This window comes from Massilia sp. UMI-21 (genome assembly GCA_015277795.1).
GTDB lineage: Bacteria > Pseudomonadota > Gammaproteobacteria > Burkholderiales > Burkholderiaceae_D > Telluria.
Map to the genome: position 1 here is coordinate 3,041,878 of CP063848.1, position 14,765 is coordinate 3,056,642.

The following is a 14,765-nucleotide window of genomic DNA, read 5'->3' on the forward strand; positions in this document are numbered from 1 at the left end:
CACCGCGACCATGCCGATGACCATGATCCAGGCGCTGCGCTCGGCCATGGACGTGATGATGGAACGCGACGGCAACGTGGTCGTGTTCGGCCAGGACGTCGGCTTCTTCGGCGGCGTGTTCCGCGTGACCGACGGCCTGCAGGCCAAGTACGGCAAGTCGCGCGTGTTCGACGCGCCGATCTCGGAAGGCGGCATCGTCGGCACCGCGGTGGGCATGGCGGCCTACGGCCTGCGCCCGGTGGTCGAGATCCAGTTCGCCGACTATTTCTATCCGGCGACCGACCAGATCGTGTCGGAAGCGGCGCGCCTGCGCTACCGCTCGGCCGGCGAGTTCACCTCGTCGATGGTGATCCGCATGCCCTGCGGCGGCGGCATCTACGGCGGCCAGACCCACAGCCAGAGCCCGGAGGCCTTCTTCACCCACGTGTGCGGCCTGCGCACGGTGATGCCGTCCAATCCCTACGATGCGAAGGGCCTGCTCATCGCCTCGATCGAGAACGACGACCCGGTGATCTTCCTGGAACCGAAGCGCCTGTACAACGGCCCCTTCGATGGCCACCACGACCGTCCGGTGGTGCCATGGTCGGGCCATGCCCTCGGCAACGTGCCGACCGGCTATTACAAGGTGGACCTCGACAAGGCGAACATCGTCCGGCCGGGCAACGACGTGACGGTGCTGGCCTACGGCACCATGGTGTGGGTGTCGGAAGCGGCCGCGCGTGAAAGCGGCATCGACGCCGAGGTGATCGACCTGCGCAGCATCTGGCCGCTGGACCTCGACACCATCGTCGAATCGGTCAAGAAGACCGGCCGCTGCGTGATCGTGCACGAGGCGACCCGCACCAGCGGTTTCGGCGCCGAGCTGGCGGCGCTGGTGCAGGAGCACTGCTTCTACCAGCTGGAGGCGCCGATCGAGCGCGTCACCGGCTGGGATACCCCCTACCCGCATGCGCAGGAATGGGCTTACTTCCCGGGGCCGGACCGCGTTGCGGCGGCCCTGAAACGTGCGATGGAGGGACGTTAAACATGGGCATCCACGTCATTAAAATGCCGGACCTGGGCGAAGGCATCGCCGAGGTCGAAGTGGTCGCCTGGCATGTGCAGCCGGGCGACACGGTCAAGGAAGACCAGGTGCTGGCCGACGTCATGACCGACAAGGCCACCGTCGAGATCCCCTCGCCGGTCGCCGGCACCATTACCAGCCTGGGCGGCGCGGTCGGGCAGTCGCTGGCCGTGGGCGCGGAGCTGATCCGCCTGGAAGTCGAAGGCGCGGGTAACTTCTCCGGCGAGAAGGCGAAGCAGGAGCCGGTGAAGTCGGCCGCCGCAACGGCCCCGGCCGAAGAAGTCGCCGAGCCGCAGCTGGAAGCGGTAGCCCATGCGGAAGCGCAAGGGGAAGCATCCACTGGCGCGTCGGCCAAGGCGGCCGCCCCGGCGGCGCCTGCGCCGTCGACACCGCAGGCGCCGCAGGGGCGCGCCTACCAGCATGGCCCGGCGCCGATGCGCGCCGACGGCGACAAGCCGCTGGCCGCGCCGGCGGTGCGCCAGCGCGCCTGGGACCTCGGCATCGAACTGCAGTTCGTGCACGGCAGCGGCCCGGCCGGCCGCATCACGCACGCCGACCTCGATGCCCACGTGGCGGGCCGGCGCGGCGGCGCGCAAGGCCCGGGCGGCGACGCGCGCTATGCCAAACTGGAAGGCGAGCACGCCACGCCGGTGATCGGCCTGCGCCGCAAGATCGCCGAGAAGATGCAGGAAGCCAAGCGGCAGATCCCGCACTTCACCTATGTGGAAGAGATCGACGTCACCGAACTCGAACTGCTGCGCGCCCAGCTCAACGCCAGGTACGGCGCCGAGCGCGGCAAGCTGACCCTGCTGCCGCTGCTGATGCGCGCGGTGGTGCTGGCGCTGCGCCAGTACCCGATGATGAACGCGCGCTACGACGACGCCAACAACCTCCTCACCCAGTACCAGCCGGTCCACCTGGGCATCGCGGCCCAGACCGACGCCGGACTGATGGTGCCGGTGGTGCGCCATGCCGAAGCGCGCGATCCGTGGGACAGCGCGCAGGAAGTGGCGCGCCTGGCCGATGCGGCGCGCACCGGCAAGGCCACGCGCGACGAGCTGAGCGGCTCAACCATTACCATCACCAGCCTCGGCCCGCTGGGCGGCATCGTCACCACGCCGGTGATCAACCGGCCGGAAGTGGCGATCATCGGCACCAACCGCATCGTCGACCGTCCGGTGATCAAGGACGGCGCAATGGTGGCGCGCAAGATGATGAACCTGTCGTCCTCGTTCGACCACCGCGTCATCGACGGCCAGGTGGCGGCCAGGTTCATCCAGGCGATCCGGGGCTACCTGGAAACCCCGGCCACCATCTTCGTGGAGTAAAGCATGGAGACATTACATACCACCCTGCTCATCATCGGTGGCGGACCCGGCGGCTACGTGGCCGGCATCCGCGCCGGCCAGCTCGGCGTGCCGACCATCCTGGTCGAAGGCGCCACGCCCGGCGGCACCTGCCTGAACATCGGTTGCATCCCCTCGAAGGCCCTGATCCACGCGGCCGACGAGTTCTGCAAGGTGCGCAGCTATGCGGCCGAGACCTCGCCGCTGGGCATCACCTTCGGGGCAACGGCGGCCACGCCGGGCATCGACCTCGATCGCACGGTGGCCTGGAAGGACGGCATCGTCAAGAAGCTCACCGGCGGCGTCGGCGCCCTGCTCAAGAAGAACGGCGTCAAGCTCGTGGACGGCTGGGCCACCATCCTGGATGGCAAGACCGTCGAGGTGCGCCCGGACGGCGCCGGCGAGGCCACGGTGCGCATCCGCTGCGAGCACATGCTGCTGGCCAGCGGCTCGGAAGCCGTGGAGCTCCCCTTCATGCCCTTCGGCGGCCCGGTCATTTCCTCGACCGAGGCGCTGTCGCCGGGCGAGATCCCGCAGCGCCTGGTGGTGGTGGGCGCCGGCTACATCGGCCTGGAGCTCGGCACCGCCTACCGCAAGCTGGGCAGCCAGGTGACGGTGGTCGAAGCCGCCGACCGCATCCTGCCCGCCTACGACGCCGACCTGGTCAAGCCCGTGGCGGCCAGCCTGGCGCGCCTGGGCGTCGAGCTGCGCCTGGGCACCTCGGTGCTGGGCATGGACGGCGAAGCCGGCCAGCAGCGGGTGCGGGTGCGCGACGCCTCCGGCGTCGAAGCCCTGCTGGAAGCGGACCGGGTGCTGGTGGCGGTCGGCCGCAAGCCGCGCACCACGGGCTGGGGCCTGGAAAACCTGATGCTCGACATGAACGGGCGCGCAGTAAAGGTCGACGACGGGTGCCGCACCTCGATGCGCAACGTGTGGGCGATCGGCGACCTCACCGGCGAACCGATGCTGGCCCACCGCGCCATGGCGCAGGGCGAGATGGTGGCCGAGATCATCTCCGGCAAGCGCCGCCACTTCGCACCAAGCGCGATTCCGGCGGTGTGCTACACCGACCCGGAAATCGTGGTGGCCGGGATGTCGCCGCTGGAAGCCGACAAGGCCGGCATCGAGATCGTCACCGCCAACTTCCCGTTCAGCGCCAACGGCCGCGCCATGACCATCGCAAGCACGGAAGGTTTCGTGCGCGTGGTGGCGCGCAAGAGCGACCACCGCATCATCGGCTGGCAGGCGGTGGGCGGGGCGGTCTCGGAACTGGCGGCCGGCTTCACCCAATCGATCGAACTCGGCGCCCAGCTCGAGGACATCGCCGGCACCATCCACGCCCATCCGACCCTGGGCGAGGCGGTGCAGGAAGCCGCCCTGCGCGCGCTGGGCCACGCGCTGCACATCTAGCCCCGCTGCGCTGCCGCCCGTCCGGGCGGCAGCTTCCCCCCCCCACCTCGACCATGAAAAGTTTGCCCCTGGCGCTGTACGGGCAAACAATATATGCATATTTAGTTACATTTGCAAACAATATTTGCAAAATTGTGTATGGTGAAAGTTTGCGATAAATGTATCCCAGATGCAATAATCGCAGCGCGCTCGGGAATGTCCCCCGGCGCATCACCAGAATAAAGGCATTCCATGTTCAAGAAAATCGCAGCCGCCGGCGCCCTGCTCCTGGCCGCCTCGGCAGCCTCGGCAGCCCAGCCGAACACCTTCTACGCCGGCGCCGACATTGGCAGGACCGAGGTCGACGACTTCTCCGGGCACGACACCAGCGTCGGCGCCTTCGTCGGCTACCAATTCCACCAGAACGTCGCCGTCGAAGGCGGCTTGCGCCGCCTGGCCGAGTACGACATCGGCGTGCTGACGGGTGGCCTGATGCGCGCTGGCGACGTCCGGGTGAATCAGGCCCACCTGTCGCTGGTCGGCAGCCTGCCGGTGGGCGAAAGCTTCAGCGTCTACGGCCGCCTCGGCGCCAATCGCCTCGAAGCCCGGATCAGCACGCCCGGCTACCAGGGCAAGGATTCCACCACCAGGGCCCTGTACGGCGTCGGCCTGAGCTACGCCTACAGCCCGGCCGTGTCGGCCCGCCTCGAAGTGCAGAAGCCGTCGAGCGACGCCAGCAACCTCAGCGCGGGCCTGTCCTACCGGTTCTGAGCATGCGCGGCGGCGCCTGCCGCTTCCGGGCCCGGCCCCGTCCGGGTCTTGCGAATTTCCGTAGGGTGGTCGGCTCGACCGACCGCGCGTTCAGCCCCGCCATGCGATGCGACAACGCGTCCCGGACCACCCGACGTGCCATGACAAGCAGGTCGTTGTCACGGCGATGGTCACGACAATGCATTCAGTCGGACGGTCCCTGGGCGGCCCGCACGCGCTTCCCCGGCGCCGCCGACAGCACGGTGCCGAGCCGCAGCGCGGTGTCGACCACGCTATCGATGCCCGGCGCATAGCCATCGTCGATCCAGCGCAGCGCGATGTGGATCACGCCGCCGACCACGCCGGCTTCCAGCAGCGCGTCCTGCGGCGCGCCGGCCGGCGCCACGATGCGCGCCACCTCGCGCCCGATGGCGCGCAACGCGGCATCGAAGGCCTGGTCCACCGCGCGGCTGACGCCGCGGATCTCCACCAGGAATACCCGGGCCGACTGCGGCTCGCGCTGCAGCGCGGCGAAGTAGGCGCGCAGCATGGCGCGCGAGCGCGCGATGCGGCCGCGTCCGGCGTCGCGGGCAGCCTGCGTGATCGCCCCCAGTACCGAATAGGTGACCGCATTGAAGGAGTCGATCAGCAGCGCTTCGCTGTTGGCGAAGGATTCGTAGAAATACCGCTCGGTCAGGCCGGCGGCTTCGCAGACCGCCTTGACGGTGGCCTGGTGGTAGCCTCGCTCGCCATACACGGCAATCGCGGCCGCGATCAGGCGCGCCCGGCGGTCGGCACGGCGCGCCTCCTGGGACATGCCGCGGTAGGAACGGGCGGTGGTGAGCTCTGCTGTCATGGCGACATTCTACACAGAAACTTGTCATGCAAATTCTGACAATGTACAGTGTCATCAAAGGACCCGGAACAAGTTCGAAGAACATCGTGAGACACCATGCAAACAACCGCAGCATCATCGGACGCGCCCCTGGACGTCCTGATCGTGGGCGCCGGCCTGTCCGGCATCGGCGCCGCCAGCGCGCTGCAGCGGGGCTGCCCCGGCAAGCGCTACGCCATCCTCGAAGCGCGCGAGGCCATCGGCGGCACCTGGGACCTGTTCCGCTATCCCGGCATCCGCTCCGACTCCGACATGTACACGCTCGGCTACGCTTTCCGGCCCTGGCTGGACCCCAAGGCGATCGCCGACGGTCCGGCCATCCTCGACTACGTGCGCAGCACCGCGCGCGAGCACGGCATCGACGCCCACATCCGCTTCGGCCACAAGCTGGTGGGGGCGAGCTGGTGCTCGCAAGAGGCGCTCTGGACCGTGCAGGCCCGTCTGCCGGACGGCGAGCTGCGCAGCCTGCAGGCGCGCTTCCTCTACCTGTGCAGTGGCTACTACAGCTACGACCAGGCCTACCGCCCGCGCTTCGAGGGCGAAGACGACTACCGGGGCCGCATCGTGCAGCCGCAGTTCTGGCCCGGGGACCTCGACTACGCCGGCCAGAACGTGGTGGTGGTCGGCAGCGGCGCCACCGCGGTGACCGTGGTGCCGGCGATGAGCGCGCGCGCCGCCCACGTCACCATGCTGCAGCGCTCGCCCACCTACGTGGTGGCGCGCCCTTCGCGCTACGGGTTCGCGCACCGCATGCGCAGCCTGTTCCCGGAACAACTGGCGTACACGCTGACCCGCTGGCGCATCATCGGCGAAAGCATGTTCCTGTACTGGCTGGCGCGCAGCAAGCCGGCCCTGGTCAAGCGCAGGATCGTCGAGATGGCAGGACAGCAGCTGGGTTCGCGCGAGGCCGCCGCCGCCCACTTCACGCCCCGCTACCAGCCCTGGGACCAGCGCATCTGCGTGGTGCCCGACGGCGACCTGTTCGGCGCGATCCGCAGCGGGAAAGCGTCCGTGGTGACCGACCGCATCGCGCGTTTCACCCCGCACGGCATCCTGCTGCAGTCGGGGCGCGAGCTGCGCGCCGACCTGGTGGTGATGGCGACCGGGCTCACCCTGGAACTGTTCGGCGGGGCCACCCTGGCGGTGGACGGCAAGCCGATCGATCCCAGCCGGGCCATGTCGTACAAGGGCATGATGCTCAGCGGCGTGCCGAACTGCGCGCTGGCCTTCGGCTACACCAATGCCTCCTGGACCCTGAAGGCCGACCTGACGGCAGGCTGGGTGTGCCGCCTGCTGCGCCACATGGACGCGCGTGGCCAGGCCATCGCGGTCGCGCCGCGCGATCCCGCGGTGGCCGAGGCGCCCTTCCTGGACTTCAATTCCGGCTACGTGGAGCGGGCCCGCCACCTGCTGCCCAAGCAGGGCGCGCGCAAGCCCTGGCAGGTCCACCAGAACTACCTGCGCGACCTGCTGACGATCCGCTTCGGCCGCATCGAGGACGGCGTCCTGCGCTTCGGCGCGCGCGGGGCGCTGCCATGAAGCTGGCCAATCGCGTTGCCGTGATCACCGGCGCGGGCGGCGGCATCGGCCGCGCCACGGCCCTGGCGCTGGCGCGGCGCGGCTGCCACCTGGCCCTGGCCGACATCGACGCCGCCGCCGCGGACAGTTGCGCCCAGGCCGCCCGCCAGCTGGGCGTGCGCGCGTTCGGCCATGGCCTGGACGTGGCCGACCGCGCCGCCGTGCGCGCCCTGCCGGCCGCCGTGCTGGCGACCCACGGCCGGGTCGACCTCTTGATCAACAATGCCGGCGTGGCCCTGGGCGGCAGCTTCGAACAGGTCGGCGAGGACGATTTCGACTGGCTCATGGACATCAACTTCCATGCCGTGGTGCGCATGACGCGCGCTTTCCTGCCGGCGCTGCGCGGCAGCGACGACGCCCGCATCGTCAACCTCTCGAGCATCTACGGCATCGTCGCGCCGCCCGGCCAGAGCGCCTATTCGGCCAGCAAGTTCGCGGTGCGCGGCTTCAGCAACGCCCTGCGCCACGAACTCGAAGGCAGCACCGTGGCCGTCAGCGTGGTGCACCCGGGCGGCGTGGCCACCGCGATCGCGCAGAATGCGCGCGCGCCGGCCGGCGCACCGGCGCAGGAGATCGAGCGCGGCCGCGCCCTGGCGCAGCGCCTGCTGCGCATGGCGCCCGAGCAGGCCGGCGAGATCATCGTGCGCGGCATCGAGCGACGCCAGGCGCGCATCCTGGTGGGCAGGGACGCCCGCTTCGTGGCCCTGCTCGAACGCCTGAGCCCCGTCCATTACTGGAAACTCTTGAAGAAAGCGACTGCATGATGAGTCTGAACTCGCTGCTGTACGTCCTGGGCGCACTGGTGCTGCTGCCCTTCCTGCTGGCCCTGTTCAGCCGCCGCACGGCGCGCCGCATCGAGGCCTTGCTGCCGCCGGCCGGCAGTCTGGTGGAGGTCGAGGGCGTGCGCCTGCACGTGCGCGACGAAGGACGCGGCCCGGCGCTCCTGATGATCCACGGCCTGGGCGGCCAGATGGCGCACTTCAACTATGGCGCGGTGCGCGCGCTGTCCAGGCGCTACCGGGTGGTGACGGTGGACCGGCCGGGCTCGGGCTATTCGACCCGTCCCGCCGGCGCGCCGGCCGACCTGTCGACCCAGGCGCGCGCCATCGCCGCCCTGATCGGGCGGCTCGGACTGGAGCGGCCCACCGTGGTCGGCCACTCGCTGGGGGGCGCCACCGCACTCACGCTCGCGCTCGAGCATCCGGCCCAGGTGGGCGCGCTGGCCCTGGTGGCGCCGCTGACCCATGCGCCGGAAGCGGTGCCGCCGGCCTTCCGCGCCCTGACCATCGAGACGCCCTGGCTGCGCCGCCTGTTCGCGGCCACGCTGGCCGTCCCGCTCAGCATCCTCGCCGGCAAGCGCGTGCTGCAAGAGGTGTTCGGACCGGAAGCGGCGCCGCGCGATTTTCCGACCCGCGGCGGCGGCCTGCTCAGCCTGCGCCCCGGCCAGTTCCTGGCCAGCTGCGCCGACCTGCAGGCCCTGGCCGGCCATATGCCGTGCCTGGAGCGGCGCTATGCCGAGCTGGACACCCGCAAGCTGCCGGTGCACGTGCTGTTCGGCCGCGAGGACCGGATCCTCGACTGGCGCGCCAACGGCCAGGCGCTGGCCGGGAAAATCCCCGGCGCGCGCCTGGAACTGGTCGAGGGCGGACACATGCTGCCCGTGACCCAGCCGGAGCGCACGGCGCGCTTCATCGAGGAAGTCGCGGCCGCACGCCTGAAGCTAGCCAGCTGATTGGCCAGCTGGGCAGCGTTCAGCGCTCGCGCGGTGCGGTGCCCTGGTCGTACTGGTCGGCGTCGGTGTCGCCGCTGGGCATGCTGCCCTGCCGACCGGCCTGCTGGCTCGCCTGCTGGCCGGACTGCTGACCCGACTGCCGGCTGCCGGCTCCCTTGCCGATCCCTTCCATTCCGGTCTGGATCTTGCCGCCCTGGCTGCCGCCGCCGAAGGCCTGCTCGGACTCGGCGCCGGTGTCGGTCGCCAGCAGGTCGTCCGAGCGGCTGTCCGACTGCCGGCTGCCCTGGTCCGCGCCCTGGCTGCCCATCTTGCCGATGTCCCCGGTGCCGCCGGGGCCGACGCTGGCGGCGCTGCCGCTGCCGTCGTGGGTGGTCTGGTGATGATTGCGCCCTTTGGCGTCCTTGCCTTCGCTTTGCATCGACATGCTGGCCTCCTGTAAATGAAATCGTGTCCCATGATAGTCCGGCACGGGCCGCGCACGAATAGTCCCAGGCCCGAGGCCGGTGTAGGACCAGGCCGTCGGCACGTCCCCAACGCGGCGCGCCATCGGCAACAGTTCCATTCATGCAAGGTACAATCCCGACTTCGATCATTCGCCGTCCGCCATCCGCAGGAGCCTGCCATGTCTTCCGACCTCCGTGCCCTGGTCGTCTTCGCCGACCCCTCGCTGCACCGCTCGCGCATCAGCCGCCGCGTTGCCGAGGCCTGTGCCAGCCTGCCCGGGGTCCGGGTCCGCGACCTGTACCAGCTCTACCCCGACTTCTACATCGACGTGCGCGCCGAACGCGCGCTGCTGGAGGAGGCGCCGCTGCTGGTGTTCGTGTTCCAGCTCGGCTGGTACGCCATGCCGGCGCTGCTCAAGGAATGGTTCGACAGCGTGTTCAAGCCGGAATGGGCCGCGCCATGTGACGGGAATCGGCCGCGCCGGCTGCAGGGCAAGACGGCCTTTGCCGCGGTCGCCTGTGCCGGGTCCGCCCGCGACTACCGGGCGGGCGGCGCCCACGGCCGGCCGCTGGAAGACTACCTGGCGCCGCTCGAGCAAAGCGTCAAGGCCTGCGGCATGGCCTGGCTGGCGCCGCACCCGTTCTATGGCGCCGATTCGACCGACGCCGAGGCTGCCGCACGCCATGCCGGCGACCTGCGCGCGCTGCTGGCCCGCCACGCCGGCATCGCCTCCAAGCAGCCGCAGGGAGGCGCGCATGGAGCATAGCCTGCTGCTGAACGCGCTGGTCTACCTGGCCGCCGCGGTGATCGTGGTGCCGGTCGCCAGGCGGCTCGGCCTGGGCGCGGTGCTCGGCTACCTGCTGGCCGGGATCGCGATCGGTCCGTGGGGCCTGGGCCTGATCCGCGAGGTCGAGACCATCCTGCACTTTTCCGAATTCGGCGTGGTACTGCTGCTGTTCGTGATCGGCCTCGAGCTCGAGCCGCGCCGCCTGTGGTCGCTGCGCCGTTCGATCTTCGGCTGGGGCGCGGCCCAGGTGGGCGGCGTAACGCTGCTGCTGCTGGGCGCCGCCCTGCTGGCCGGCGTCGGCTGGAAAATGGCGCTGATCGCGGCGCTCGGGCTGTCGCTGTCCTCCACCGCCGTGGCACTGAGCACCATGCAGGAACGTAACCTGATCCCGACCCCGGCCGGCCAGGCCGGCTTTTCGATCCTGCTGTTCCAGGACATCGCCGCGATCCCGATGATCGCCCTGGTGCCGCTGCTGGGCGTGACGGCCGCCGACGCCGACGGCGGCTGGAGCGGCGCGTTCAAGGCGATCGCCATGATCGCCGCCCTGGTCCTGGCCGGGCGCTTCCTGATCCGCCCGATGCTGCGCTTCATCGCGGGCACCGGCATGCGCGAAATCTTCACCGCCTTCGCCCTGCTGCTGGTGATCTCGATCTCGCTGCTGATGGACCAGGTCGGCATGTCGATGGCCCTGGGCGCCTTCATGGCCGGCGTGCTGCTGGCCGATTCCGAATACCGCCACGCCCTCGAGACCGACCTGGAGCCCTTCAAGGGCCTGCTGCTCGGGCTGTTCTTCATCGCGGTCGGGATGTCGGTGGACTTCGGCGTGTTCCTGGCCCAGCCCTGGCGCATCGTCGGCATGGCTGCGGCGTTCCTGGCGATCAAGCTGGCCGTGCTGTGGCTGCTGGCGCGCCCCTTCGGCATGACCGGGCGCCAGCGCGTGCTGTTCGCCTTCCTGCTGTCCCAGGGCGGCGAGTTCGCCTTCGTGGTGTTCGGCGCGGCGGCGACCGCGCGCGTGTTCGACGCCGACACGGCATCGATCCTGGTGGTGGTGGTCGCCCTGTCGATGATCGCCACGCCCCTGCTGCTGATCCTGTACGACCGCGTGCTGGAGCCTTACTGGCAAAGCCTGCGCCAGCGCCCGGCCGACGCCGTCGACGCCAATCGCGAGCACGTGATCATCGCCGGCTTCGGCCGCTTCGGCCAGATCGTCGGCCGCCTGCTGCACGCCAACCAGGTGCCGCTGACCATGCTGGACCACGACCCGGACCAGATCGACACCCTGCGCGAATTCGGCTTCAAGGTGTTCTACGGCGACGCCACCCGCACCGACCTGCTGCACGCCGCCGGCGCCGCCCACGCGCGCGCGCTGGTGCTGTCGGTGGACGGCATCGACGACAGCCTGAAGCTGGCGGCGGCGGTGCGCGCCGAATTCCCCGACCTGCCGATCCTGGCGCGCGCCCGCAACGTCACCCACTGTTACCAGCTGATGGACCTGGGCGTGACCATCGTCGAGCGCGAGACCTTCGAGTCGGCGCTGATGCTGGGCCGGCGCACGATGGAGCAACTCGGCTTCGGCGCCTATTTCGCGCGCCAGGCGGCGATGCGTTTTCGCGAGCACAATCTCAGGAGCGTGCTCGAGGTCTATCCCTACTACAAGGACCGGGCCCAGTACGTGTCGATGGCGCGCCGCGCCCGTGAAGAGCTGCACGCGATGTTCGAACGCGACTTCGTGGCCAACAGCAGGGACCGCGAGGCGGAGGGCGACGAACCCGGGAATGCGTGAGCACTTAGGCAGAAAGTTGTATAGACGAGTGTAGTAAATTCGCCCGCCCCGGTGCTGTTTCCACATGGAAATGGCTATACTCGGCTGCGCGGGCCGCCGGCCCCGTTTCCCCCCTCTGGCAGCAGCGGCGCCCCCGTGACACTCGTGACTACCTTCGACATCTCCACCGCCCCCGCCGACCGGCTCGCCATGCTCGCCGAAGAGAACGCGGCACTCATCGACAACGCACTCGACCTCATGGCCGTGATCGATGCCGACGGCCGCATCCTGCGCGCCAATACGGCAACGCAGGCCCTGCTCGGCTACGCGCCGGGGGAACTCGCCGGCCGCCATTTCAACGCCCTGGTCCATCCGGACCAACGGGCCGAAGCACTCGGCATCCACACCAGCCTGCAGCAGGGCGATCCGGACCGTACCGACATTTCGCTGCGCCTGCTGCGCCGCGACGGCACGGTGGTCCTGATGTCGATCGCGGCGCGCTGGTCGACGCCGCACCGGCGCAGCTTCCTGACCGCGCGCGACGTCACCGGCCAGCACGGGGCGCGCCAGGCGCTGCTGAAATCGGAAGCGGCGCTCAACAGCATGCTGGAAAGTATCGGCGACGCCTTCTTCGCCATCGACAGCGGCTGGCGCCTGACCTACGCCAACCAGAAGGCGGGCGATTTCGTCGGGGTCAGGGCCGCCGAAGCGATCGGCCTGCCGCTGCTGGAGGTCGCGCCCGACCTGCTGCAGTCGCCCTTCCTGCAGCGCTACCGGCGTGCGATGGAAAGCCGCCAGCCCGATGCCTTCGAAGAGTTCTGGGAGCCGCGCAAGGTCTGGGTCGAAGCGCGGGTCTACCCGCACAGCGACGGCATCTCGGTGTACTTTCACGAAATCACCGCCAAGCGCGAAGCCGAGCAGGCACTGCGCAAGAGCGAACAACGCTTCCGCAAGCTGTTCAACCAGGCCGGCGACGGGATCATGATCGTCGACGCCGGACTGCGGATTGTCGCGGTCAACGACCAGGCCTGCGCGCGCTTCGGTTACGGCCGCGACGAGTTCCTCGCCATGCGCGCCTCCGACGTCAATCTCGGCCTCGCCGAGGCGGCCGCGCTGCTCGACGGCCTGCGTGCCGGCCACGCCCAGTTGCTGCGCACCGAAAAGCGCTGCAAGGACGGCAGCAGCTTCCCGGCCGAGGTGCAGATCTCGCGCTTCGACGACGAAGGCGAGGAGTTCTTCCTGGCGGTGATCCGCGACGTGAGCGACCGCGCGGCGGCCGAGCGCCAACTGCGCGAGAGCGAACAGCGGTTTCGCGAAATCATCGAGATGACCCCTTCCGGCTACCTGGTGGCCGGGCGCGACGGTCTGCTGCGCGACGTGAACCCGGCCATGTGCGCGCTGGCGGGCTATCCGCGCGAGATGCTGCTCGCGCTGAGCCTGGGCGAGCTGTTCGTCTCCTTCCCGCTGGCATCGCTGGAGGCCGGCGCCGGCGGCCCGACCGCGGTGCAGGGCGTGGAGGCCGTGCTGCGCCACCGGGACGGCCACCACATTCACCTGCTGTTCAACGGCAGCATCAAGCGCGACCCGCTGGGCGAGGCCGTCGCGCTGACCGGCCTGATGGCCGACATCACCGGGCGCAAGGCCGCCGAAAGCCGGCTGCGCGAGCTGGCCACCCACGACACCCTGACCGGCCTGCCCAACCGTGCCCTGCTGGCCGAGCGCGTGCAGCAGATGCTCGAGGCCAGCCCCTACGGTTCCCCGGTGGCGGTGATGTTCCTCGACCTCGACCGCTTCAAGGAAGTCAACGACTCCTTCGGCCACGAAATGGGCGACGCGCTGCTGTGCGAAGTCGCCGCGCGCCTGCGCAGGGTGATCCGGCCGACCGATATCATCGCACGCCTGGGCGGCGACGAGTTCGTGATCGCCGCCCACTGCGCCACCGGCCAGGCCGCGGCGGCGCGCATCGCCGACAAGCTGCTCGACGTGTTGACCGCGCCGGTGACGGTGGGCGGCATCGATGTGATCGTCGGCGCCTCGATCGGCATCAGCCTGTTTCCCCAGGACGCGCAAACCCGCGAACTGCTGTTCCAGGCGGCCGACACCGCGATGTACCGCGCCAAGGCCGCGGGCCGCAACCGCTACCGCTTTTTCGAACCCGAGATGAGCGTCGCGACCCGGGCCCGCATGGCGCTCGAGCTGTCGCTGCGGCCGGCGCTGGCGCGCGGCGAATTCACGCTGCACTACCAGCCGCGCTACCGCCTGGACCGGAACGCACGCGACGGCCTGTCCCTGTACGGCATGGAAGCCCTGATCCGCTGGAACCACCCGGAGCGCGGCCGGGTGCCGCCGCAGCAATTCATCGGCATCGCCGAGGAGACCGGGCTGATCGGCGCGATCGGGCGCTGGGTGTTGCGCGAAGCCTGCAGCCATACCCGCCGCCTGATGGACGAGTTCGGCCGCAAGCTGGTGGTCTCGGTCAACGTGTCGGCGCGCCAGCTGGCGCAGCCCGGTTTCGCGGCCGAGGTGTGCGATGCCCTGGCCAGTGCGGGCTTGCCGGCCGATTGCCTGGAGCTGGAGCTGACCGAAAGTGCGCTGATCGAAGACATCGACCACACCGCCACCATGCTGCGCGAGCTCAAGCGCCTCGGCATCCAGCTGGCGGTCGACGATTTCGGCACCGGCTATTCCAGCCTGGCCTACCTGCGCCGCTTCCCGATCGACGTGCTCAAGCTCGACCGCTCCTTCGTGCTGCAGCAGGACGAGAACGTCAGCACCATCGCCTTCGTCAAGGCCTTCGTCGACATGGCGCACGCGCTCAACATGGCGGTGGTGGCCGAAGGCGTCGAGACCGGCGAGGTGCTCGACCTGCTGCGCGCCGCGCAATGCGACCAGGCCCAGGGCTTCCACCTGGCCCGGCCGATGCCGCTCGAGGGCTTGCGGCTGCTGCTCGAACCGCAGGCGGGTCATGAACCGGAACTGACCGGCTGAGTCCCATGCACCCGGCATGGCGCCGGGCTTT

Annotated in this window: 12 protein-coding genes; 10 read left to right on the top strand and 2 right to left on the bottom strand. The window is 69.8% G+C overall.

Going from position 1 to position 14,765, the window contains the following annotated elements:
• Positions 1 to 10: 10 nt before the first annotated feature.
• The 4 genes from IM543_13620 (at position 11) to IM543_13635 (ending at position 4,569) form a co-directional block, all read left to right on the top strand.
• Entirely contained in the window at positions 11 to 1,024 is a 1,014-nt protein-coding gene (locus IM543_13620; GenBank protein QOY96678.1) for an alpha-ketoacid dehydrogenase subunit beta, read from the top strand.
• A gap of 2 nt (positions 1,025 to 1,026) precedes the next feature.
• Complete coding sequence (locus IM543_13625) at positions 1,027 to 2,391, top strand: 2-oxo acid dehydrogenase subunit E2 (protein QOY92652.1); 1,365 nt, start codon at positions 1,027 to 1,029, stop codon at positions 2,389 to 2,391.
• 3 nt (positions 2,392 to 2,394) lie between these two features.
• Positions 2,395 to 3,819 carry a dihydrolipoyl dehydrogenase gene (gene lpdA / locus IM543_13630; protein QOY92653.1) on the top strand — a complete coding sequence of 475 codons (1,425 nt, stop codon included), beginning with the start codon at positions 2,395 to 2,397 and terminating at the stop codon, positions 3,817 to 3,819.
• A 231-nt stretch (positions 3,820 to 4,050) separates the two neighbouring features.
• Complete coding sequence (locus IM543_13635; GenBank protein ID QOY92654.1) at positions 4,051 to 4,569, top strand: outer membrane beta-barrel protein; 519 nt, start codon at positions 4,051 to 4,053, stop codon at positions 4,567 to 4,569.
• A gap of 184 nt (positions 4,570 to 4,753) precedes the next feature.
• Here the strand turns inward: IM543_13635 and IM543_13640 are convergent, their stop codons facing one another.
• Entirely contained in the window at positions 4,754 to 5,404 is a 651-nt protein-coding gene (locus IM543_13640) for a TetR/AcrR family transcriptional regulator (GenBank protein QOY92655.1), read from the bottom strand.
• A 96-nt stretch (positions 5,405 to 5,500) separates the two neighbouring features.
• Between IM543_13640 and IM543_13645 the strand changes: the two genes are divergently transcribed.
• The 3 genes from IM543_13645 to IM543_13655 are packed head-to-tail and all read left to right on the top strand — an operon-like array spanning position 5,501 to position 8,753.
• Positions 5,501 to 6,982 carry an NAD(P)/FAD-dependent oxidoreductase gene (locus IM543_13645; protein QOY92656.1) on the top strand — a complete coding sequence of 494 codons (1,482 nt, stop codon included), beginning with the start codon at positions 5,501 to 5,503 and terminating at the stop codon, positions 6,980 to 6,982.
• Positions 6,979 to 7,785, top strand: a complete 807-nt coding sequence (locus IM543_13650; GenBank protein QOY92657.1) for an SDR family NAD(P)-dependent oxidoreductase — start codon at positions 6,979 to 6,981, stop codon at positions 7,783 to 7,785. The genes IM543_13645 and IM543_13650 overlap by 4 nt, the downstream gene beginning before the upstream one ends.
• Positions 7,782 to 8,753, top strand: a complete 972-nt coding sequence (locus tag IM543_13655; GenBank protein ID QOY92658.1) for an alpha/beta hydrolase — start codon at positions 7,782 to 7,784, stop codon at positions 8,751 to 8,753. The genes IM543_13650 and IM543_13655 overlap by 4 nt, the downstream gene beginning before the upstream one ends.
• A gap of 19 nt (positions 8,754 to 8,772) precedes the next feature.
• Here IM543_13655 and IM543_13660 read toward each other — a convergent pair whose 3' ends face one another.
• Positions 8,773 to 9,177 (bottom strand): hypothetical protein, encoded by a 405-nt coding sequence (locus IM543_13660; GenBank protein ID QOY92659.1) that lies wholly within the window; start codon positions 9,175 to 9,177, stop codon positions 8,773 to 8,775.
• A gap of 198 nt (positions 9,178 to 9,375) precedes the next feature.
• Here IM543_13660 and IM543_13665 point away from each other — a divergent pair, with 198 nt between their 5' ends.
• The 3 genes from IM543_13665 (at position 9,376) to IM543_13675 (ending at position 14,734) form a co-directional block, all read left to right on the top strand.
• Positions 9,376 to 9,963, top strand: coding sequence for an NAD(P)H-dependent oxidoreductase (locus tag IM543_13665; GenBank protein QOY92660.1), 588 nt, complete (start codon positions 9,376 to 9,378; stop codon positions 9,961 to 9,963).
• Positions 9,953 to 11,767: a glutathione-regulated potassium-efflux system protein KefC gene (gene kefC, locus IM543_13670; GenBank protein QOY92661.1), complete on the top strand. Its 1,815-nt coding sequence runs from the start codon at positions 9,953 to 9,955 to the stop codon at positions 11,765 to 11,767. The genes IM543_13665 and kefC overlap by 11 nt, the downstream gene beginning before the upstream one ends.
• Before the next feature lie 135 nt (positions 11,768 to 11,902).
• Complete coding sequence (locus IM543_13675; GenBank protein QOY92662.1) at positions 11,903 to 14,734, top strand: EAL domain-containing protein; 2,832 nt, start codon at positions 11,903 to 11,905, stop codon at positions 14,732 to 14,734.
• Positions 14,735 to 14,765: the final 31 nt, after the last annotated feature.

What these genes read in the sequence shown, in the direction of transcription:
- IM543_13620 (QOY96678.1), top strand. Translation starts at nt 11, where the DNA reads ATGCCGATGACCATGATCCAGGCGCTGCGCTCGGCCATGGACGTGATG.
- IM543_13625 (QOY92652.1), top strand. Translation starts at nt 1,027, where the DNA reads ATGGGCATCCACGTCATTAAAATGCCGGACCTGGGCGAAGGCATCGCC.
- lpdA (QOY92653.1), top strand. Translation starts at nt 2,395, where the DNA reads ATGGAGACATTACATACCACCCTGCTCATCATCGGTGGCGGACCCGGC.
- IM543_13635 (QOY92654.1), top strand. Translation starts at nt 4,051, where the DNA reads ATGTTCAAGAAAATCGCAGCCGCCGGCGCCCTGCTCCTGGCCGCCTCG.
- IM543_13640 (QOY92655.1), bottom strand. Translation starts at nt 5,404, where the DNA reads ATGACAGCAGAGCTCACCACCGCCCGTTCCTACCGCGGCATGTCCCAG.
- IM543_13645 (QOY92656.1), top strand. Translation starts at nt 5,501, where the DNA reads ATGCAAACAACCGCAGCATCATCGGACGCGCCCCTGGACGTCCTGATC.
- IM543_13650 (QOY92657.1), top strand. Translation starts at nt 6,979, where the DNA reads ATGAAGCTGGCCAATCGCGTTGCCGTGATCACCGGCGCGGGCGGCGGC.
- IM543_13655 (QOY92658.1), top strand. Translation starts at nt 7,782, where the DNA reads ATGATGAGTCTGAACTCGCTGCTGTACGTCCTGGGCGCACTGGTGCTG.
- IM543_13660 (QOY92659.1), bottom strand. Translation starts at nt 9,177, where the DNA reads ATGTCGATGCAAAGCGAAGGCAAGGACGCCAAAGGGCGCAATCATCAC.
- IM543_13665 (QOY92660.1), top strand. Translation starts at nt 9,376, where the DNA reads ATGTCTTCCGACCTCCGTGCCCTGGTCGTCTTCGCCGACCCCTCGCTG.
- kefC (QOY92661.1), top strand. Translation starts at nt 9,953, where the DNA reads ATGGAGCATAGCCTGCTGCTGAACGCGCTGGTCTACCTGGCCGCCGCG.